Origin of the sequence: Roseomonas sp. GC11, from assembly GCF_024437745.1 — a bacterium.
In the GTDB taxonomy this organism is placed as follows: Bacteria; Pseudomonadota; Alphaproteobacteria; order Acetobacterales; family Acetobacteraceae; genus Pseudoroseomonas.
Map to the genome: position 1 here is coordinate 22254 of NZ_JANFNY010000002.1, position 20250 is coordinate 42503.

General features: G+C 66.3%; 16 protein-coding genes. 5 read left to right on the forward strand and 11 right to left on the reverse strand.

Going from position 1 to position 20250, the window contains the following annotated elements; translation table 11 throughout:
* Nucleotides 1-102: 102 nt before the first annotated feature.
* Together NON00_RS00930 and NON00_RS00935 are read right to left on the reverse strand one after the other, a co-directional pair.
* Nucleotides 103-735 (reverse strand): GPP34 family phosphoprotein, encoded by a 633-nt coding sequence (locus NON00_RS00930; RefSeq protein ID WP_256016564.1) that lies wholly within the window; start codon nucleotides 733-735, stop codon nucleotides 103-105.
* 24 nt (nucleotides 736-759) lie between these two features.
* Nucleotides 760-2418: a gamma-glutamyltransferase gene (locus tag NON00_RS00935; RefSeq protein ID WP_256016567.1), complete on the reverse strand. Its 1659-nt coding sequence runs from the start codon at nucleotides 2416-2418 to the stop codon at nucleotides 760-762.
* Between the two features lie 171 nt (nucleotides 2419-2589).
* Here NON00_RS00935 and NON00_RS00940 point away from each other — a divergent pair, with 171 nt between their 5' ends.
* Entirely contained in the window at nucleotides 2590-4752 is a 2163-nt protein-coding gene (locus NON00_RS00940) for a malate synthase G (protein WP_256016570.1), read from the forward strand.
* Nucleotides 4753-4889: 137 nt separating this feature from the next.
* Here NON00_RS00940 and NON00_RS00945 read toward each other — a convergent pair whose 3' ends face one another.
* Nucleotides 4890-5453: a GNAT family N-acetyltransferase gene (locus NON00_RS00945; RefSeq protein ID WP_256016572.1), complete on the reverse strand. Its 564-nt coding sequence runs from the start codon at nucleotides 5451-5453 to the stop codon at nucleotides 4890-4892.
* A 250-nt stretch (nucleotides 5454-5703) separates the two neighbouring features.
* Between NON00_RS00945 and NON00_RS00950 the strand changes: the two genes are divergently transcribed.
* The 3 genes from NON00_RS00950 to NON00_RS00960 are packed head-to-tail and all read left to right on the forward strand — an operon-like array spanning nucleotide 5704 to nucleotide 7664.
* A complete protein-coding gene (locus NON00_RS00950) occupies nucleotides 5704-6414 on the forward strand; it encodes an ATP12 family chaperone protein (protein ID WP_256016574.1) in 711 nt (236 codons plus the stop codon).
* Nucleotides 6415-6444: 30 nt separating this feature from the next.
* A complete protein-coding gene (locus NON00_RS00955) occupies nucleotides 6445-6720 on the forward strand; it encodes an acylphosphatase (RefSeq protein ID WP_256016576.1) in 276 nt (91 codons plus the stop codon).
* Complete coding sequence (locus NON00_RS00960; RefSeq protein WP_256016578.1) at nucleotides 6717-7664, forward strand: hypothetical protein; 948 nt, start codon at nucleotides 6717-6719, stop codon at nucleotides 7662-7664. Before NON00_RS00955 ends, NON00_RS00960 begins: the two co-directional genes overlap by 4 nt.
* 92 nt (nucleotides 7665-7756) lie before the next feature.
* On the opposite strand, the gene NON00_RS00965 is transcribed toward NON00_RS00960, so the two are convergent.
* Together NON00_RS00965 and NON00_RS00970 are read right to left on the reverse strand one after the other, a co-directional pair.
* Nucleotides 7757-8782, reverse strand: a complete 1026-nt coding sequence (locus tag NON00_RS00965) for an amino acid ABC transporter substrate-binding protein (protein WP_256016580.1) — start codon at nucleotides 8780-8782, stop codon at nucleotides 7757-7759.
* Between the two features lie 172 nt (nucleotides 8783-8954).
* Nucleotides 8955-9992 carry an amino acid ABC transporter substrate-binding protein gene (locus NON00_RS00970; RefSeq protein WP_256016583.1) on the reverse strand — a complete coding sequence of 346 codons (1038 nt, stop codon included), beginning with the start codon at nucleotides 9990-9992 and terminating at the stop codon, nucleotides 8955-8957.
* A gap of 451 nt (nucleotides 9993-10443) precedes the next feature.
* Between NON00_RS00970 and NON00_RS00975 the strand changes: the two genes are divergently transcribed.
* The gene (locus NON00_RS00975; protein ID WP_256016586.1) at nucleotides 10444-11622 is read left to right on the forward strand and encodes a multidrug effflux MFS transporter; all 1179 of its coding nucleotides are present in this window, start codon (nucleotides 10444-10446) and stop codon (nucleotides 11620-11622) included.
* A 472-nt stretch (nucleotides 11623-12094) separates the two neighbouring features.
* Here the strand turns inward: NON00_RS00975 and NON00_RS00980 are convergent, their stop codons facing one another.
* From NON00_RS00980 to NON00_RS01005, 6 genes are all read right to left on the reverse strand, one after another.
* Nucleotides 12095-14071, reverse strand: coding sequence for a tetratricopeptide repeat protein (locus NON00_RS00980; RefSeq protein WP_256016589.1), 1977 nt, complete (start codon nucleotides 14069-14071; stop codon nucleotides 12095-12097).
* Nucleotides 14072-14073: 2 nt separating this feature from the next.
* Nucleotides 14074-14706, reverse strand: a complete 633-nt coding sequence (locus tag NON00_RS00985) for a hypothetical protein (RefSeq protein WP_256016591.1) — start codon at nucleotides 14704-14706, stop codon at nucleotides 14074-14076.
* Between the two features lie 10 nt (nucleotides 14707-14716).
* Nucleotides 14717-15157: a hypothetical protein gene (locus NON00_RS00990; RefSeq protein WP_256016594.1), complete on the reverse strand. Its 441-nt coding sequence runs from the start codon at nucleotides 15155-15157 to the stop codon at nucleotides 14717-14719.
* A 98-nt stretch (nucleotides 15158-15255) separates the two neighbouring features.
* A complete protein-coding gene (locus tag NON00_RS00995) occupies nucleotides 15256-16611 on the reverse strand; it encodes a hypothetical protein (protein WP_256016596.1) in 1356 nt (451 codons plus the stop codon).
* Nucleotides 16612-16660: 49 nt separating this feature from the next.
* Entirely contained in the window at nucleotides 16661-18478 is a 1818-nt protein-coding gene (locus tag NON00_RS01000; protein ID WP_256016598.1) for an ATP-dependent helicase, read from the reverse strand.
* Entirely contained in the window at nucleotides 18465-20249 is a 1785-nt protein-coding gene (locus NON00_RS01005) for an AAA family ATPase (RefSeq protein ID WP_256016601.1), read from the reverse strand. The genes NON00_RS01000 and NON00_RS01005 overlap by 14 nt, the downstream gene beginning before the upstream one ends.
* Between the last annotated feature and the right edge of the window lies 1 nt (nucleotide 20250).

A 20250-nucleotide genomic window follows, 5' to 3' on the forward strand; every position in this document is an offset into this window, starting at 1 on the left:
AGATTTTCTTTCAGTTTGGCGTCCCGCCTCAGGCCACAGGCGGGACGCCAACTGAAAAAAGTTTTTTGGTTCTTTTTTCAAAAAAGAACCCTTCTGAAAAACTTACCCTCGCGCCGCATAGATATCCCGCGTGGCGGCGGCCAGCGCCCGGGCCATTTCCTCGAGCGCGGCGATCTGCTCGACGCGGCCCATGGCGCGGGCGGCTTCCTGCTCGGAGAGCAGGAGGGGGATCAGCCCGGCGATGCGGCACAGCCCGATCATCATGGCATCCCGCGCATCGGGGATGACATCGCCGAGCAGCACCTGCCGCAGGCGCTCGCGCACCGCCTCGGTGGTGCCGCCATCGGCCTTGGGGTAGCGGTGGTCGGAGAGCACCCAGAAGACGCGCCCCTTCTCCCGCCGCAGGATGCCGCGCGCCACCAGCCGCTCCAGCCAGACGGGGCGGAGCTTCGGCGCCTCCCGCATCAGCTGCTCGATCCACCAGCGGCTCGGCCGGGTGGGCTGGGTGGCGCCGATGCGGGAGAGCAGCGCATCCAGCGAGGCCTCGCCCAGCGGCGCCTCGCTCACCAGGTAAAGCTGGTCCGGGTCGGTATCCACCCGCCCGGCCAGGGCAAGCTCCATGAGCATGGCACCCGCCATGGCCAGTTCGGCGGCCGGGCCGGGCAGGCCGATCGGCCTGCCGGTGGCGTCGTCGAGGGTGAGGAGCAGGATCTCCTCCGGCATGGTGAGCGGCATGGTCCTCCCCAGGATAGGCCCGTCTCAGGTCAGGGCGAGGGCGGCGGACCAGGGGCTCATCGCGTCGCTGATGCCCGCATGGCCGTCGCCTTCACGCAGGATCAGATTGGGGCAGGCGAAGTTCACGGGCAACACGGCGTGTTCCACAATCTGCAGCCCGCCCTGCGCCTCCAGCGCCGCCAGCACCGCCGGGGGGAGGCGCCGGTCGGCCGTGGCGCCATCGGGGCCGGAGACGTCGATGCGCGGATGGTGGGCCACCTCCTCCACCGCCATGCCGAAATCCAGCGCGAAGGCGAGGCTCTGATAGACCGAGGCCAGGATGCGCCGCCCGCCCGAGGCCCCCGCCGCCAGCATCGGCCCAACCACTGGCCCAACCACTGGCCCCGCGCCGTCCGAGACGGTGACGGGGCACATATTGCACAGCGGCCGCGCCCCGGGGCGGATGGCGTTGGCGCTGCCCGGCTGCGGGTCGAACCACATCATGCCGTTGTTCATCAGCACGCCGCTGCCCGGCAGCACGACGCGGCTACCCATGGAGGAGAGCAGCGTCGTCGTCATCGCCACCATGTTGCCGGCGGCATCGACCACGGTGAGGTGGGTGGTGCAGGTCTCGGCCGGCTCGGGCGGGGTGGACTGGGGCGGGGTGGCTTCATGCGCCACGGTGCCGGCGCCGAGGCCCTCCAGCCGCTCGGCATAGGCCCGGCGCATGGCGCTGGCCAGGGCCGCGAACCAGGTGGCATCCGGCGCCGCGCCGGGGGTGGTGGCCTCCATCGCCGCCACCACCCGCGCCAGGGTGGGCGCCGCCGTCAGCCCGCCCGCGCCCTGCAGCGTGTAGCGCCCGCGCCAGGGGATGGAGAGCGCCGGCCGCACCACCGCCCGGCAGCCGCGCAGGTCGTCCAGCGACAGCCGCCCGCCCATCGCCGCCACATCCGCCGCGATGGAGGCCGCCACCTCGCCCTCATAGAAGTCCCGCCAGCCGGCGGCGCCCAGGCGCTCCAGCGTCTCCGGCAGGCGGCCAAGGCGGAAGAAGCCCGGCTTGCCCTGGTAGGGCGCGACCGGCGGCAGGCCATCCGGCAGGTAGATGCGCGCGCTCTCCGGGTAGAGGCGCAGCACCTTGGCCGAATTGGCGATCTTCAGCGTGGTGAACCAGTCCTGCGGCAGGCCGCGCCGGGCCAGGGCGATGGCCGGGGCCACGAGATCGGCCCAGGCCATGCCGCTGCCGAAGCGCTCCGCCAGCGTGCCATAGCCCGCCACGGCGGAGGGGATGACGAAGGAGAGCGGGCCGTGGATGTTGCGGTCGCCCTCCACCTCCGGCCAGGCGAAGAGGTCCTGCTTCATCCGCCCGGTCAGCGGGTAGTCCGCCGGGTCGCTGGCGGCGGGGGCGACGGGGCCGAAATCCAGCACCTCCGCCGTGGGGCTGCCCGCCCGGTGGATGACGGCGAAGCCGATGCCGCCCAGGCCGGAATTCCACGGTTCCAGCGCGGCCAGGGCCAGGGCGGTGGCGGCGGCGGCATCGGCGGCGTTGCCGCCCGCCTCCAGCACGGCCAGCCCAGCCTCGGCGGCGGCGCGGCTCTGGCTGGCCACCATGCCGCGCCGGCCGCGCGCGGCGGGCTTGGCCAGGTGCCAGTGCTGCGTGGTGAAGTCCGGCGGCGTGAAGCTGAGCGGAGAGGCGGGGGAGGCCATGGGCGCGTCCATCCTGCGGCGGGGTCGGGCGGGAAGCCTCCACCCGTTGCGGGGCGCGCGTCCATCCCCTCCCCCCTCTGCGGCCCTTCGTTGCGGAACCGACTCTCTGCCTTTGCCGCGCGGGGGGAATGTGGGTTAACTCGCCGGCAGGAAATCAGACGGGAGAAACCAATGGCCGGCATGGTGCGGATCGGCGCGCTCGACGTGGCGCAGACGCTGCGGGACTTCATCGAGGCGGAGGCCCTGCCGGGCACCGGGGTGGAGGCCGCCACCTTCTGGACGGCGCTGGAGACCATCCTGGCCGATCTGGCGCCGCGCAACGCCGCGCTGCTGGCCGAGCGCGATGCGCTACAGGCGAAGATCGACTCGTGGCACCGCGCCCACCCGGCGCGCCCGGTCGATGCCGCCGCCTACCGCGCCTTCCTGGAGGAGATCGGCTACCTCCTCCCCGACCCCGGCGCCGTCGCCGTCACCACGGCGAATGTGGACCCGGAGATCGCCAGCCTGGCCGGGCCGCAGCTCGTCGTGCCGGTGAACAACCCGCGCTACGCGCTGAATGCCGGCAATGCGCGCTGGGGCAGCCTGTATGACGCGCTCTATGGCACCGACGCCATCCCGCAGGAGGGCGATCTGGCGCCGGGCCGCGGCTTCAACCCGGCGCGCGGCGCGGCGGTGATCGCGCGCGCGCGCGCCGTGCTGGACCAGGCCGTGCCGCTGGCCGCCGGGCGCTGGGCGGAGGTCACGGGGCTGGCCGTGCGCGGCGGGGCGCTGGCCGTCACCCTCGCCGGCGGCGGCGCCGCCAGCACCACGCTGAAGGAGGCCGCGCAGTTCGCCGGCCATGCCGGCGCGGCGGAGGCGCCCACCGCCATCCTGCTGCGCAACAACGGCCTGCACCTGGAGCTGCGCATCGACCGCGCCCACCCGATCGGCAAGGAAGACCCGGCCGGCATCGCCGATCTGGTGGCCGAATCCGCCCTCTCCACCATCATGGACTGCGAGGATTCCGTGGCCGCCGTCGATGCGGCGGACAAGGTGGAGGTCTACCGCGCCTGGCTCGGCCTGATGAAGGGCGACCTGGAGGCGAAGTTCGAGAAGGATGGCCGCACCCTGACGCGCCGGCTCAACCCGGACCGCGTCTACACCGCGCCGGATGGCGGCAGCCTGACCCTGCCGGGCCGCAGCCTGATGCTGGTGCGCAATGTCGGCCACCACATGATGACGGATGCCGTGCTGCTGGACGGGCAGGAGGTGCCGGAGACCATCCTGGACGCCCTCGCCACCGTCGCCATCGCGCTGCACGACCTGCGCGGGGCGCGGCGCAACAGCCGCGCCGGCTCCGTCTACATCGTCAAGCCGAAGATGCACGGGCCGAAGGAAGTGGCCTGGGCCAATGACCTGTTCGGCCGCATCGAGGCCGCCTTCGGCCTGCCCGCCTTCACCCTGAAGATGGGCATCATGGACGAGGAGCGCCGCACCACCGTCAACCTGCGCGCCTGCATCGCCGCGGCGAAGGAGCGCGTGGCCTTCATCAACACCGGCTTCCTCGACCGCACGGGCGATGAGATCCACACCGCCATGGAAGCCGGCCCGGTGCTGCGCAAGAACGACATGAAGGGCGCGGCCTGGATCAAGGCCTATGAGGACTGGAACGTGGATACCGGCCTCGCCTGCGGCCTGCGCGGCAAGTCGCAGATCGGCAAGGGCATGTGGGCCATGCCGGACCGGATGGCGGACATGCTGGCGCAGAAGATCGGCCACCCGCGCGCCGGCGCCAACACCGCCTGGGTGCCCTCCCCCACCGCCGCGACGCTGCACGCGCTGCACTACCACGAGGTCAGCGTGGCGGCGCGCCAGGCGGAGCTGCTGGCGGGCGGCCCGCGCGCGAAGCTGGACGACATCCTGAGCATCCCGCTCTCCACCAGCAACTGGGCGCCGGCTGATGTGCAGGCGGAGCTGGACAACAACGCCCAGGGCATCCTCGGCTATGTGGTGCGCTGGGTGGACCAGGGCGTGGGCTGCTCCAAGGTGCCGGACATCAACAATATCGGCCTGATGGAGGACCGCGCGACGCTGCGCATCTCCGCCCAGCACATCGCCAACTGGCTGCGCCATGGCGTCGTCAGCCGCGCCCAGGTGGAGGAGACGCTGAAGCGCATGGCCGCCGTGGTGGACCAGCAGAATGCCGGCGACCCGGCCTATGTGCCGATGGCCCCGGGCTTCGATGGCCCGGCCTTCCAGGCCGCCTGCGACCTCGTCTTCGAGGGCGCGGCGCAGCCCAATGGCTATACCGAGTTCGTGCTGCACCGCCGCCGGCGCGAAGCCAAGGCCGCCTGAGGCAGGCAAGGGGATCTTTTTAAGATCCCCTTCTTTTTCTGAAGAATTTTTTTCAGGCTGCCGCCGTCTCCCGGCATAGCGGGACGCTGCACTGGAAAAGTTTTTTGGTTCTTTTTTTCAAAAAAGAACGCTTCTTCTCAAACCCCTGGCATCGCGTCGCTGATTTGCTTCTGCATCAGCACGAGGTCCAGCCAGCGGCCGAACTTGCACCCCACCTGGGGCATCCGCCCCACTTCCCGGAAGCCCAGCCGCTCATGCAGGCGGAGGGAGGGGGCATTCTCCGCGTCGATGGACGCGACCATGACATGCTTGCCCATCAGCGCCGCCTGCTCCAGCAGCGCGCCCACCAGCCGCGTGCCGAGGCCGCGCCCGCGGCTATCCGGGCGCAGATGGACGGAGTGCTCCACCGTGTGGCGGAAGCCGGGCCAGCAGGGCCGGAAATCGGTGAAGCTGGCGAAGCCCAGCACATCCGTCTCCGTCTCCCCCAGCGCCACCAGCACGGGGTAGCCGAGGGCGCGGCGCTGGGCGAACCAGGCGGCGCGCTGCTCCGCGCTTTCCACGCAATCCGTGTAGACGGCGGTGCTGGCGGCCACGATGCTGTTGAAGATCGCCCGCATGCCGGGCAGGTGCGCCTCGGCCGCCGGCACGATCAGCACCGGCTCGGCCAGCGCCGCGGGGGGAACTGCCGTCAGCACCGTCATGGCACCTGCCCTTGCCTGATGGGCTGCCACGCAGGGTGGTGGATCTCCGCCGCTGTGACTGCCGGGGTTGTGACAGGTGCAGCTTTACATTTTAACGATCATTTCGGAAGTGCTCGCCATCGCATGAGACGGATTCCCGCCTCTCACGGTTACGTCAACACCGCCTCCACCCGCGTGGGTTGAACGGACAGAAAAAAGAAGGGGGTGCGGGGGAATTCATTCCCCCGCCCTTTTGTTCTAATCGGGCGGCATGAAGCGCTTCTGGGACCACGCCACCGCCGCCCCCGCCGGGGATGGCCTTTTCGCCGTTCTGCTGGATGGCCGCCCGCTGCGGCTGCCGGGCAGCGGCCCGCTGCACCTGCCCCGCCTCTCCCTGGCCGAGGCCGTCGCCGCCGAATGGCAGGCCGCCGGCGGGCAGAAGGGCGGCGCCATGTCGATGGAGCAGGTGCCGCTGACCCGCGTGGTCGCCACCGCGCTGGAGCGCATCGCGCCCGACCCGCAGGCCAGCGTGGAGGCCCTGCTGAAATACGGCGAGACGGACATGCTCTGCTACCGCAGCGCCGATGAGCCGCGCCTGGCCGGGCGGCAGGCGCAGGGCTGGCAGCCCCTGCTGGACTGGGCGGCGCTGGAACTGGATGCCCCGCTGCGCTGCACCACCGGCATCATGCCCGTGGCGCAGCCAACCGATTCGCTGGCGGCGCTGCGCCGGGCGCTGTCCGCCCTCGGCCCGCTGGAACTGGCGGCGATGGGCGTGGCTATCCCGGCCCTGGGCAGCCTGGTGCTGGGCCTCGCCCTGGCGCGCGGCCGGCTGGATGCCGCCACCGCCTGCCACCTCGCCTTCCTCGACGAAGCCTTCCAGCAAGAGTTCTGGGGCGAGGATCCCGAGGCCCTGGCGCGGCGGGACGGGGTGGTGAAGGATATCGCCCTGGCCGCCCGCCTGCTGGATCTGGCGCGCGGCTGAGGCCAGGGGAAAGGACCAGGAGGAGGCGGCATGGACGCCAAGCGGGTGCGGATCCGGGGCCGGGTCCAGGGGGTCGGCTACCGGGACTGGATGGTGGCGGAGGCCAACCGGCTGGGCGTGCAGGGCTGGGTGCGCAACCGCGCCGATGGCAGCGTGGAAGCCCTGGTGGCCGGCGATGCCGCCGCCGTCGGCGCGCTGCTCACCGCCTGCCGGGCCGGGCCGCGCCTCGCCCGCGTCGAATCGATCAGCGAGGAATTCGCCGAGCCGCCCGCAGGCCCGGGCTTCCGGCGCGAGGCCACGGCATGAGCGGCGCGCCGCTCGTCAGCGCGCCCGTCATCCTCTTCGCCTTCGACCGGCCGGACTATCTGGAGCGCGTCTGCGCCGGGCTCTCGCGGCAGCGCGGCGTGGTGCTGGACCCGACCAATATCTGGCTGGTGCAGGATGGCGCCATCTCCCCGCGCACCGGGCGGCGCTACGCCCGCGATGAGGATATCGCCGCCAGCATCGCCACCTTCCGGCGGCATTTCCCGCTCGGCACCGTCCTCGCCAGCCCGCACAACCTCGGCATCGCCCGCAACATCCTGCGCGGGGAACGGCTGGTCTTTGACGAGCTGAACGCCGAGATCGGCTATTTCTTCGAGGACGACCTGGAGCCGGGGCCCTGGTATCTCTGGGCGCTGGAACGGCTGCGCGTCATCACCGCGGCCTTTCCGCGCATCGTCTATTTCGGCGCCTATGGTGACCACCGCCGCGACTATCCGGGGCCGGTGGTGAAATACATCCCGCTGGAGCACCATTGGGGCTTCGCCCTGCGCCGCGAAGGCTGGCGCCAGATGATGGACTGGCTCAGGCCCTACTACGCCCTGCTCGAAGGGCGCGACTACCGCGACCGGCCCAACGGCGCGATCCTCGAACTGTTCAGGCCGCTCAGCATCGCCTCGGAAGCCTCCTCGCAGGACGCGGCCAAGAGCATCGCCTGCCTGCATCTCGGCCTCAGCCGCGTCATGACCACCGTCAGCTTCGGCCGCTATATCGGCGAGCGCGGGCATTCCTTCTCGCCCGAGCATTTCCGCCACATGGGCTTCGACCGCATGCGCATCGCCGAAAGCGAGAGCTACGATTTTCAGGCGCTGACGGAGGCCCGGCTCAACGACATCGATGCCCACCACCGCCGCCATTACGAAAGGCTGCGGCGGGAACGGCTGGAGGACATCATCCGGGAATTCGAGGGAAAAGAGAGGTCGAATTAGAAAAGATTAAAAGGGTTCTTTTTGAAAAAAGAACCAAAAACTTTCTGTCAGTTTGGCGCCCCGCTGCCGGCAGGGCGCCAGAGTAGAAAAAATCAGCGCATCGGCGGGGCGTATTGCAGGCCGCCCTTGGTCCACAGGCTGTTGATGCCGCGCTGAATGCCCATCGGCGTGATGTTGCGCTCCCACATCTCCCCATAATGGCCCGTGGCGCGCACCACCTGCACCGCCCAGTCCGGCGCCACACCCATCATCTTGCCCAGGTCACCGCTCTTGCCCAGGAAGCGCTGCACATCCGGGTTGGTGCTGTTCGCCATGCTGTCGATGTTCTGGCTGGTGATGCCCAGTTCCTCCGCCGTCAGCAGCGCGAAATGCGTCCAGCGCACGATGTCGAACCACTTCGCATCGCCCTTGCGCACGGAAGGACCGAGCGGCTCCTTCGAGATGATCTCCGGCAGCAGGACATACTCCGAAGCCGCCGGGCCCTGGCCGGCGCGGAAGGCCGCCAGCGTCGAGGTGTCAGAGGTATAGACGTCGCAGCGCCCGGCGGCGAAGGCGCTGCGGATCTCCTCGACATTCTCGAAGGTCACCGGGTTCAGCTTCATGCTGTTGGCGCGGAAATAGTCGGTGACGTTCAGCTCCGTCGTCGAGCCCTGCTGAACGCAGACGCTGGCGCCATCCAGCTGCTTCGCCGAGGTGATGCCCATCGACTTGCGCACCATGAAGCCATTGCCATCATAGAAATTGATGCCGGCGAAGACGAAGCCCAGCGCCGCCTCGCGCGACAGCGTCCAGGTCGTGGTGCGGATCAGCACATCCACCTCGCCCGATTGCAGCGCGGGGAAGCGCTGCGGCGCGGTGGTGGGGACGAAGCGCACCTTGGACGGGTCGCCGAACACGGCGGCCGCCAGGGCACGGCAGTAATCGGCATCCAGGCCGCGGAAGATGCCCTGGCTGTCCGGCGTGGCGAAGCCGATGGTGTTGGGCGTCACGCCGCAGGCGATGCTGCCCCGGGCACGGATCGCCGCCAGCGTATCGGCGGCGGGCTGCGCCAGGGCGGGCTTGGCCTGGCCCAGGGCCAGCGCGGCCAGGCCGAGCAGGGCGGCGGAAATACGGCGCATGCGTGTCTCTCTGTCTGGTGTGGTCGGGCGGTGCGGGGAGTGTGCCGCTCCCGCCGCGGGCCCGCAAACGGGAAAGGCGGGCCACCACCCCGGGCCGGAAGACTCCGGCCCGGTGCGGCGCCCGCCCCTCAGGCGAATGGCTCGCCGCGCGCGGAAAAAAGGCGCGCGAGGCTCAGCGCATCGGGGGCGCGTACTGCAGGCCGCCCTTGGTCCACAGGTTGTTGATGCCGCGCTGCACGCCCATCGGGGTGATGCTGCGGTCCCACATCTCGGCGAAGTTGCCGACCTGGCGGACGATGTTCACAGCCCAGTCCGGCGAGAGGCCGAGCATCTTGCCCAGGTCGCCGCTCTTGCCCATGAAGCGCTGCACATCCGGGTTGTTGCTGTCGGCGAAGCTCTCGATGTTCTTGCTGGTGATGCCAAGCTCCTCCGCCGTCAGCTGCGCGAAATGCGCCCAGCGGACGATGTCGAAGAACTTGAAGTCGCCCTTGCGGACCACGGCACCCAGCGGCTCCTTCGAGATGATCTCCGGCAGCAGCAGCAGCTCGCCCGGGTTGGAGGCGGTGGCGCGGAACGAGGCCAGCGAGGAGGCGTCCGTCGTATAGGCGTCGCAGCGGCCGGCATTGAAGGCCGTGCGGATCTCCTCGACGCTCTCGATCACCACCGGGGTGAACTTCATGTTGTTGCTGCGGAAGTAGTCGGAGAGGTTCAGCTCGGTCGTGGTGCCGGGCTGGACGCAGACGGTGGCGCCGTCCAGCTGCTTGGCCGAGCTGACGTTGAGCGACTTCTTCACCAGGAAGCCCTGGCCGTCATAGAAGTTGATGCTGGCGAACTCGAAGCCCAGCGAGGCCTCGCGCGCCAGGGTCCAGGTGGTGTTGCGCACCAGCAGGTCCACCTCGCCCGACTGCAGCGCCGGGAAGCGATTCTGCGAGGTCAGGTTGACGAAGCGCACCTTGTTGGCGTCGCCCAGGATGGCGGCGGCGACGGTGCGGCAGCCATCGGCGTCCAGGCCGCGCATCACGCCCTGGCTGTCCGGCAGGCTGAAGCCGGCGGAACTGCCGGACACGCCGCACACCACGGCGCCACGGGCGCGGATGGCACCGACGGTATCGGCGGAAGCCTGCTGCGCGGAGGCAGGCGCCGCGAGACCCAGCAGGGTGGCGGCGGCGACGGCCAGCCCGCCGGCGGCCGCGAGGGCATTACGGAACATGTTGCTCTCCCTGTTTTATCGAGCCGGCGAAAACGCCGGCGGCGGAGGCAGTTTCCGGAACGAACCGGTGCCACGCAAGGCCGCATCGCCACCAGAAAGAGCACCCGGCGACAGGCCAGCCTATCCCGTGGGCAGGGACGTCCGGTTTCTGCCACTTGTTGTATCGTTGGAATAACGCAGTCGTGCGACCGGTTCGCACAGCAAAGTGATGCCAGCAACTTCCCCGCCAGCGCCAGCGCTTTCTCGCACCCGCGTCACGCCGCCGCGCCAGGGCGGCACCGCCACGCTTGCGGCCCGCCGCCGGCGGGCGCATTGCCAGGGTGGCCATCCGCGCCACATGCCGGCCCGGCCGCCCGCTCTCTCCACAACCACCGCCTCCTGGCCGCCTCCTCCCCTGGCAGCCGCCTGCCTGCCCTGCCCCACCTTGCCTGCCCCGCGGAATCCTGACCCCATGCCTGCCTGGCTTCCCCTGCTGCTCGGTTTCCTCACCGCCATCGGGCCGCTCTCCACCGACATGTACCTGCCCGCCTTCCCGGCCATCGAGCAGGGCTTCGGCGCACCGCACGGCTCGGCGGAGCTGACGCTGGCCGCCTGGTTCATGGGGCTGGCTGTCGGGCAGCTGGTGCAGGGCACGCTGGGGGACAGGCTCGGCCGCCGCCGGCCGCTCATCGCCGGGCTGCTCGTCTACCTCGCCGGCTCCATCGGCTGCGCCCTCGCCACCGATATCCAGATGCTGGCCTTCTTCCGCTTCCTCTCCGCCTTCGGTGGCTCAGCCAGCATGGTGCTGCCGCGCGCCGTGGTGCGCGACCTCGCCGATGGCCACGCCGCCGCCCGGCTGATGTCGCGCCTGATGCTCGTCATGGGCGCGGCGCCCATCCTCGCCCCCGGCCTCGGCGGGCTGATGATCCATCTCGGCGGCTGGCGGCCCATCTTCTGGTTCTCCAGCGCCTATGCGGTGCTCTCGGCCTTCCTGGTCTGGCGCCTGCTGCCCGAGACCCTGCCGCCCGAGCGCCGCCTGCGCCTCGCCCCCGGCGCGCTGCTGCTGCGCTACCTCCAGGTGCTGCGCGAACGCAGCTTCCTCACCCATGTCGCCATGGGCTGCGCCGGCATGTTCCTGATGTTCACCTATGTCGGCGGCTCGGCGGCCGTCTTCGTCGGCATGTTCGGGCTGGACCCCACCCGCTTCGGCCTGCTCTTCGGCGTCAATGCCGCGGGCTTCATCCTGGCCTCGCAGCTCAACCCGCCCCTGCTGCTCCGCCTCGGGGCACAGCGCCTCGTGCGGCTGGCCAGCCTCGTCATCCTCGCCGCCACCATCGCCCTGGCCGCCATCGCCTTCAGCGGACCCCCGCACTGGATCTGGCTGATGGGGCCCATCTTCATCGCCGTCGGCAGCTCTGCCTTCGTGCTGCCCAATGCGGCGGTGGGCGCGCTCTCCCGCCACGCCACACAGGCCGGCTCCGCCTCGGCCCTGATGGGCACGCTGCAATTCAGCATCGCCGGCACCAGCGGCATCCTGCTCAGCCACCTCGCCGATGGCTCCGCCCGGCCCATGGCCATCCTGATGCTCGCCGGCGCCATCGGCATGGTCGTCGCCGAGCGGATGCGGCCGGCGGCGCGGGAAAAGGTATAAAAAAAAGTCCGGGGGAAAGAATTCCCCCGGATTTCTATCAGGCTGCCGCGCCAGCGTGGCCACGCGGGACGCGCCACTCCACCGGAAGCACCCCGGCCCCGTGCAGCGTCCCGCTTCTCAACGGGACGGCGGCAGCCTGAAAAAAAATCATTCCCACTCGATCGTTCAAGGACCAGTTAGGTCTTTGATATAGCTTGCTTTTTTCTATCTTGTAGTGCCGGAAGCCGACGCTCGGGCCGTCAAAAAGATATGCTCTTGATTTTAAATAGAAATCGCCCCAGAATTTTTTGTCTGCTGTCGATATCTATCGAGGTCGATCAGGCTCAAAACCCCTCGATCTCGAAACGCAATAACGCTTAATCAGCTTCATCAAAGTACCGTCACGAACAGCTGACATCGCGAGCTATGGCGGCCGATGATCGGTCGGCGCCCCCCTTCACTGATCAAGAACCGTGTTGTCCGAAGATGGGCTTCATCGGCCGGGATAGGGCGGAAAGAATACCGGCATTTCACGTCGGAGTTTGGCGGCGAGCTCGTGATCTGGGAAGCGGTCGATGGCCGTCGTCCAAATTGCCAAAGCCTCAATCTTCTCGCCCCTGTTCCAGTGAGTGCCGCCGAGATTGAACATCGCCAAGTCGTAATCGGGATCCAGCGCGAGCGCCTTCTCATAGGCGTCGATGGCCTGCGCGGACTGGCCAAGATCGCCGTAGGCTGCGCCGAGCTGAAACCAGCTCATGGCGTCAGGCTGGATGCGCTCGGCCTGTTCGCGCAAGATGGGCAGGCTCTCTTCAAACCGACCGAGAAAGTTGAGGGCGGTCCCGAGACAGTAGCCGTAGTGACCGCCCGTCAGATCGTAGGCCTTCCGAAAACAGAACTCAGCCTCGGCCCAGTCCGCTTCATCTTGCGCCCAGTGCCCAAGGCGATCCCATAAAAAGGCGACTTCATCCTTGTCGTCGAGGTGCTCGATTTGGCGATCAAACTCGGCGCGGAATTCCGCGTAGGTCCAGCTAACATCCTCTCCCTCCGCTCGCAGGTACAAGGTCGCCAACAGCAGCTCGCGACGGCCACCAGATGTCTCGGGGTGGGCGCCGACGTAGCGGTGCCAGAAGCCCAGCGCTTGGCGCGCATTCTCCGTCGTTGTCCGACCGAAGCTCGCCACCAGCCGTGCGAAAAACGGCCAGATCCATGGCTCGCAGTCAGCCTGGACAAGGAGGCCATTGATCTCACGGAACGCCGCGCTCCCCTCTCCCATGTTGAAGAGCACGTTTGCTCTCCACCCTGCAACGCCTGCCGCCTTGGCGCGGGTAGGGTCGGTGAAGACGGCCTGATCCAGATGCGCGAGGGCGTGCTTCCACTCGCCGTGGCGCACGTAGAATTGGGCCAAGGCATTGTGAGCTTCAGGAAGGTGCGGGTTCAGCCGCAAGGCTTCGCGATAGTGCTCGACTGCTCGCTTCTCATCTCCGAGCCGCTCAAAGCTCGTCCCGAGGTTCTTATGGCCTTGGGATGCTAGGTCCGGCGTATTGGCGAACGCGGGATCGGCGAGAGCCGCCTCATAGGCGGCCTTGGCGTCTTCCTCCTGGCCGAGCGCCGAGAAGGCGTTGCCGATCGTGTAGTGAAGGCTCCCCCGCTCGTAGCGGCCTAGGTCGAGCTGATTCCTGAAAAACTTCACGGCGTCTTCGATCCGGGCGCGCGACCGACTTAACCCCGCCATCCCCAGGTTGACCTCAGCCATGTAAGCGGGCCCCATGGGTTCGTTGCCCACCCCGAGCACTGCTGCGAACCGATCGAAGGCCACGCTGATCACCGTGTCGGCGTCCTGATCGTAGAGGTGCGCAAGGAGTTGGCTAGCCACGGCCGGATCGTCCGGGACATGGATGTCCGGAATACCGCGCCGAACGAGGCCAGCGATGTCGCCAGGCGCCGCCCGGGTCTGCTCGATCCGACGATCGCGCGCCGCCCGCGCAGCAGATCTAGCCACAGTGGCCAGCCGATCCAGCCGCGCGTTCGTCAGCTCGTCAGTGAAATTGACGGTGAGCGATTGCTGGTGGGTCCAGTTTTTTCCCGCGTGCTCGTATTGGTGGAGAACAGTCTCCGCTGGGCAGATGCGCAGCGACGACGTCGGGATGTGATAAGCGGCGTAGAAGCTGTGCGGGTGCATCAGCAAGTAATTCAGATTCGAGCGGTTGACCTCAATGCTGAGAGAGGCATCCGCGTTGAGCGGGCGTTCGGTCCCTTTGAGCTGCACGTGGACCCTGACGTTGGTGGCCTGCTCCTGATCGACGACTTCGATCTCACAGTCCGTTCCATAGTCCTTGCGGTCGGCGCGTTGGAGGATGAAGCGACCACTCGCCGCTAGACGTGCCTGGAAGGCCGTTTCCGCCTTCTCCTCCGTGACATGATTTGCATCACGCTTCGGCAGGTCGTCGAGGTGGTCGAGATCGTCAGCCATCCCTAACCCTTGCGCGTAATGAAGGCGAAGTCAGTGGCGCCCGCTTTCGCGGACAACTCCAGCCAGTTCTGGTTAAAGTCGGGTAAGTTGGCATGCTTGAGCGCCGCGGCGGCCACCGCAGCGCAGTAAGCGATCCCGACATGCACGGTCGACCCCAAGAAATTGAGGAATCGCGTCAGGTCTGGCGGGTAAGCCAGATCGGTATCGCTGTTAAAGATACGGTGCCGTTCGCCATCCACGAAGGTGTTGATCGCGCTCTCCAACACCGCGAAGCCCAGAAACGCCTCGGCCGGCGCGCCAGGTTGCGTCAGAACGGCGTTGAGCTCGGGCCGCCATTCGAGGGTCTTCTGGCTGAGCGCCGGGTTGACGTGACCAACCGCGATGTTCCGGATGTACTTGGCGAATTCGAAGTTGCGCCGATGAGGCGTGATGATCTCGGAAATCGCCGGATGATCCTTGTAGAGTGCACGACAGATCAGCTCGAGATCGGTGACGTTCGCGCAGGACACCAGGAGCTGTTTCAACAGAATGAGCCTGACGCCGTCGTCGGTGGGGCCGGCTTCGAGGGCAGCGTCGGCGGCGACGAGATCGCCGTGGGCTAGGCGGGCAGAAATGGCAATATGAACAAAATCCATGAACTCTTTCCTACCGGAGCGTGAGCAAACGACAGGCGAGCTCGCGCTCACCCCAGCGGGTTGAGAAGGTGTCGGAGACCTCGAACCAGCTTCCGTCATTGCCAGTGCCGTGGTTGGCGCCCATGCAGGAGCACTGACATTCGTGCCCCTGTGCTTCCTGACAGGCGCGCGCACAGATCTCCTGCTCGCGATAAGGCTGGATGATGTAAACCCGGCCGTAGCGCTGCAATGCTCGATCCACGAAATCGTTGAACCAGGACTTCGGCAGTTCCCAATACGCGTGCTCGCCGCTGATCCACTCTGGTGTCGTCCGCCGACCGTTTTGCAACCATTGCCGATTGTCATCGGCGAAAGGCAGTCGAACCCGAAGCTTCTCACCACGTCCGGTCCGACGCAGAACAACCGGAATTGGTTTCTGCTTCCAGACGTAGTTGAGAGTGAGCCGATCCATGAATGCCTTCTCCGATCTCGATTGCAGACCAAAAATATCCTAGGTTGGTGAACATCCATTCTAGCGAGTACGGAGATGCTAAATGTCAAGGCTTCAATCTATGCTGTAGTCACTCGATGTAGACGAAATAGCTTGTCGAAAAAATCTTGGATTACCTTTTCGGATCCGGTGCCAACCAGTTCATTGGCACCAAATCGGTAAACCTCGTAGCCAGCCAGACGCAGTTCGCGGTCGGCCGATACCATCGCGCTGTAGATCTTCAGCGAAGGCTTTTCGCCCTCCGAGAAGTGATGCTTCCCATCCACTTCGATCACAACCCGCTGGCGGCCGGGAAGCAAGAGAAGAAAATCCATGCGTTGGCGTATCAGGGGCAAACGGTGGCGGAGCATTTTTACGACAGCCGGATCGTAGTGCAGATAAACTTGAGGCAACAGTGCAGGAAGAGCGTCGGCCACGCTGTTTCGATAGGTTTTGAAATAGGTCGCGAAGATCTTTCTTTCAGCATCGGAGGCGAGAGCCTCCTGCAGGCGCTTACCGAGACTAACGGCGTCACCGCCTGATCCTTGTTCAGACCACCATGTCACTAGCTCTGACCATAATAAGCCATTCGCGGCTGTAATTGGACGGTCATATACGAGGCAGCTTTCCTCCCCGGAGAGAATAACGATGTCGTTGTTGATGGCATCGGCAAAGCCAAGTTCCGGCTTCGGGCCGCGAGACGCGAAAATCAGGTTCTTAGGACGCCCCTCTACACCCCGCACTATGGGCCGGAATGTATAGATCGGATGTCCCGATTCATCGCCATCCACCGCCAGCTCGTAACCATCCCGAGCGAGAACCTTGTTGAGTGCGGTTACGGTCCGAAGTTGTTCCTCCCCTGAACGGGCCAATGGGTGGACCGTGTCCTGAAGCAAAGCGCCGAACCGCGCCCGCGAACAATCGAATGCGCCGATCTCTCCGAAGAGGAACTCCACCGACCAGTCGCCCGCGTTTCGCACCATATGACGCTCGATCTTGTTCCTGAGGCTTCCGCTACCGCCAAATAATTCCTCAAATGGATCGGAAATAACGAAATAGCGGCCGACCAACTCGAGTACGTCGGCCTCGCCGGCCAGGTCGTCTCCGAACACGCGCGCAACATCACGACGCGTGATACGGGTCAATGGCGGCTCGTCGGCTTCGAGTACTTTGCGACCTGCCTCGTCCAGGGCGACGTCATCTCGTCCTTGAGCGAGCTTCAGCGCTAGCTTCGCCATCTCCATTTCCGAGAGGTTGTCCAGCGCAGCATCAATCCGCTGGCTCTTCGAAAATCCATCCCCACGTGGAATCTCCAGTCCCGCAATGCGGAACGGCTCTATGTCCAGCGCAGCGTGAGACATCGGATGGAAGAAGTTGGCGATCTTGGCACGGAGATCCGTAGACATGGTCAGATCGCCGCCATCACTATGCGCCAAGGATTGGCCAATTCTTGGATGGTCTGCGCTTCGCGGAATGACAGCATCGTTAGTTGCCCTCGGCCTCGTCCATTCGTGCTTCAAGCTCGTTCAGGAATGGAGAGCGGCCCCAATACATCCTCCCGCGTGCCGTATCGACATAACCAGAATACAGCATGTGGATTTCATCGCGGGCCCGCGTCAGCCCCACATAAAACAGGCGGCGGCTTTCTCGACGAGCAGCAGGAAGTTCGTTGCGCCAAGGCAAGCTGCCCAGATCAAGCCCTACCATGATCACCACGTCATACTCGCAGCCTTTGGCGGAGTGCAGCGTCAACAGATTGAGGTGGAGCGGTGAGCCATCGCGACCGCCAAGGCTTGCAAGATCGAGATCAGCAAGCGGCCCGCCAACAGCGAGCGCCGTCGACATGCGATCGACCTGTTCGCACTGATCCGCCAAGCTTGGCTCGGCCGCCATCAGCGCGTCGAGCATTCCTGCCCGCAGCGCCGCGACGAAGTCTCGCGCTAGCCCCTCTTCAACCCGGAGCGACCAGAGAAGCCGGGTTAGGCTTTGCAATTCCGCGCTGGCCTCCGCATCTGAAATTCGCGCGCGATGAAAGCCGACCCACCGGTCCAGCAAGCCACGCAACTGCGGCCGCGCTTCGCGCCAACCACCCGCGCACCATGCCGCGCAATCCTCGATCCAGCTCGTAAGCGCGACCTTCCGATAAGGCGCGGCCGTGTCGACGCGCACGAAGTCGAACCCCGCTGCCGCTACGGCTTCCGCCACCACGTCGCCGGCGCGATAGTCCCGATAAAGAATGGCGATGTCGCCGAGCGCGCGTCCCGGTTTGGCGGCGAGCGCGGCGGGAATGATTTCGGCAACCGCGTGCGCGGCCTGCCCCTCCAGCCCATCGTCGCATTCAACGAAGGCAATCACCGCCTGGCGATCGGGATCGTTCGATTGATAGCCTCGCGCTTCGCCGAGCGCCATTTCCGACGCGCTGACGATGCGCGAGGCCGAGCGGTAGTTCAATTGGAGCTGGACGCGTTCGACGTCGTCGCGCTCGGCCAACTCCTGCAGCAAAGCGCCATCCGCACCCGTGAATCCGTAGATCGATTGATCAGGGTCTCCCACCGCAAAGAGGCGGACGCCGCCGTCGAAGGCCACGCGCTTGACGATGCAGTGCAACGCGACGCCGAGATCCTGATATTCATCGACCGCGAGCACCGGAAATTTCGCCTGGAGCAACGGGAGCACCCAATCGTGCTCTGAGACCAGCCGCTGACCGAAAATCACGAGGTCATCAAAATCGACGAGGCCTGTCCGCCGCAACTCGGCTTCGTAGCCCTCAGCCCAGGCCGCAAGCCCCTCCTCCCTGGTCCAGTCTTCCGAGGTCCGGTCGAGGATTGACCGCCGATGACGTCCGAGGTCCATTGGCTTGTTCGGATGACCCACGCCAAAGAGCCTGTCGCCGATCCGCTTCATCGCCTGGTCGCTCTGACGTTGCGTGGCGACCGCGAGCGGAAACGGGACCGGCAGATCGGCAAGCCGGCCATAGGGCATCAAGAGATGCCGCAGGCAAAAGCCATGGACCGTGCCGATGAAAAGGTTCGGCGCCTCTCGCAGGCCGAGCCGTTCCAACCGGCGCGTCAGCTCTCGTGCGCACTCCTGGCTGTAGGTGATGCATGCCGCGCCACGTGGCGCGCGTACATCTTCAGCCATGATCCGGGCAAGCTTGAGCACCAGCGTCTTGGTCTTGCCGCTGCCGGGACCCGCGAGCACGACACAATGGCCAGTCGAGTCATAGGCGGCTTGCTGGCCCGGGTTACTGGCCAAGTCCGCCGCTTGGGCGAGATATGCGGCGCTGACACTACGCAAGGGCATCGCGAATGTGCTCCAACGCCCTCCGGATATAGTCCGGGCACGTATCCTCATCGACGTGGGGCGCCAGCGCCTGCGCGAAGCGCCCCTTGCCGATCCGTTCGATGAGCTTGATCAGGCGTTCCTCATCGAGCGTGTCAGTGTCGTCGACCCAGCCTTGAATCAGGTCGCGGGTCGCCTGGTTGATCGACAATTCCTCCTCGATGACCTGCTGCATCGCTTCCGCCAGGCCGTCACAGAACAACTCCGGCTCAAGCGTGTTGCTGTTTACGAAATAGCCGCGTGGCTCGGCACGGGCGATCACGGCGTCGGCGTCCAGCGGCGTATAGTTCACGCCGTTCTCGACCAGGCGCAGCACATTGATGAGGCGGCGGCGCACCAGCGGCGGGTTCGCGCCGTTCGGATCGCGATCGGTTAGGATGACGTGCGGAATGTTCAGGCCCTGCGGCCCCAGCAACTTCACATAGGGCGTGAAATTGGTGCCGCTCACCGAGCAGACCGTGATGCCCAACATGTCGAGCGGTATGCCCAGCGCCTCGGCGAATGCGGGAACGAGAAACCGCTCGGCGTCGCCTTCTACGAGGATGACGCCGCGCGCAAAGAAGATCTCGCCGCGGCTGACGTCGATATAGCGCTGGAGGTCGGCCTCATCGCGCTCGGTCAGCGGAGCTGTCGCCGTGGAGACTGCGGTCGTCGCGTCTTCGCCGGCGTCGTGGCGGAGGAGGACGATCGAGCGGATCGGAGTGACGCTCGCGATATGCGGCGAGTGCGTCGTGAGGATGGTGGTGAGCGGCGGCGCGTCTTCCTGATCATCCGCTGCGCCGCCGAGGAAGTAGCGATAGACCAGCCGCTGGACATGCGGATGAAGATGCGCCTCGGGCTCTTCGACTACGAAGAAGGTGTGGTCTCGCTCGCCGTCAGTCACCAAACGATCGAGCTCGAGGCTCTTCAACGCCAAGAAGATCAGGTTGGCGGTGCCCAGGCTGGCGTCGCCAATGCCGCGCGCGCCATTGTCGATCAGCAAGCGCAGGCTGCGCAGCAGCGCATCGACCCGCGTTGGAGCGAGGCCGAGCGTGAGCGGAACGGCGTGCTGCTCACCCGCAATGGCGATCAGGCGGTCGCTAATCCGTTGCGCGGTAGCAACCACCTCGGCATGGCCGGCTAACTCGGCCTGAGCCTCATTGACCTGTTCCTGGATTTCGTCACGAGCGTCTTCGTCGAGCGAGGCGGCCAACTGCTCGATCAGGGGCCTCAGCGGCGAGTTTCGCCAGCTCGACAGGTCCTTCTCGGCATCGCGGAGCGCGATCTGGACATCGAGCGGCAGCATCCGGCGCAAGGACGATCCGATCGCCATATCTGGATCGTCGCCGCCGAAAATGACGTACTCGTAGTCGGCCAGACTTTCAGGATTGCGGCCGAGATTTGCCTTTGGCTGGAAGCGGTACGTGAGGCGCGCGACCATGGGAGGGCCTGGGTCGATCACGCAATCGTTGAGGTGCGCCATCAGGCGCGGGTCGCCGGTGAAATCCGTCAGATCGACAGAGATCTCAATCGTCTCGCCGAGCTTGTTCTCGCCCAGGCCGTCCCAGAAATGTTCGAGCCCGAGCTGGCGGTCACGCTCCGACAGCCCGGGATCGAGGATCAATTGCAAGGCGCGGATGAAGTTGCTCTTGCCGACCTTGTTCTCGCCGACAATGACGATGCTCTCGCCCGTCTCGACGTCGATGTCCGAGAAGTTGGCAAAATTGCTTATTTTTACCCGTGATATCCGCACA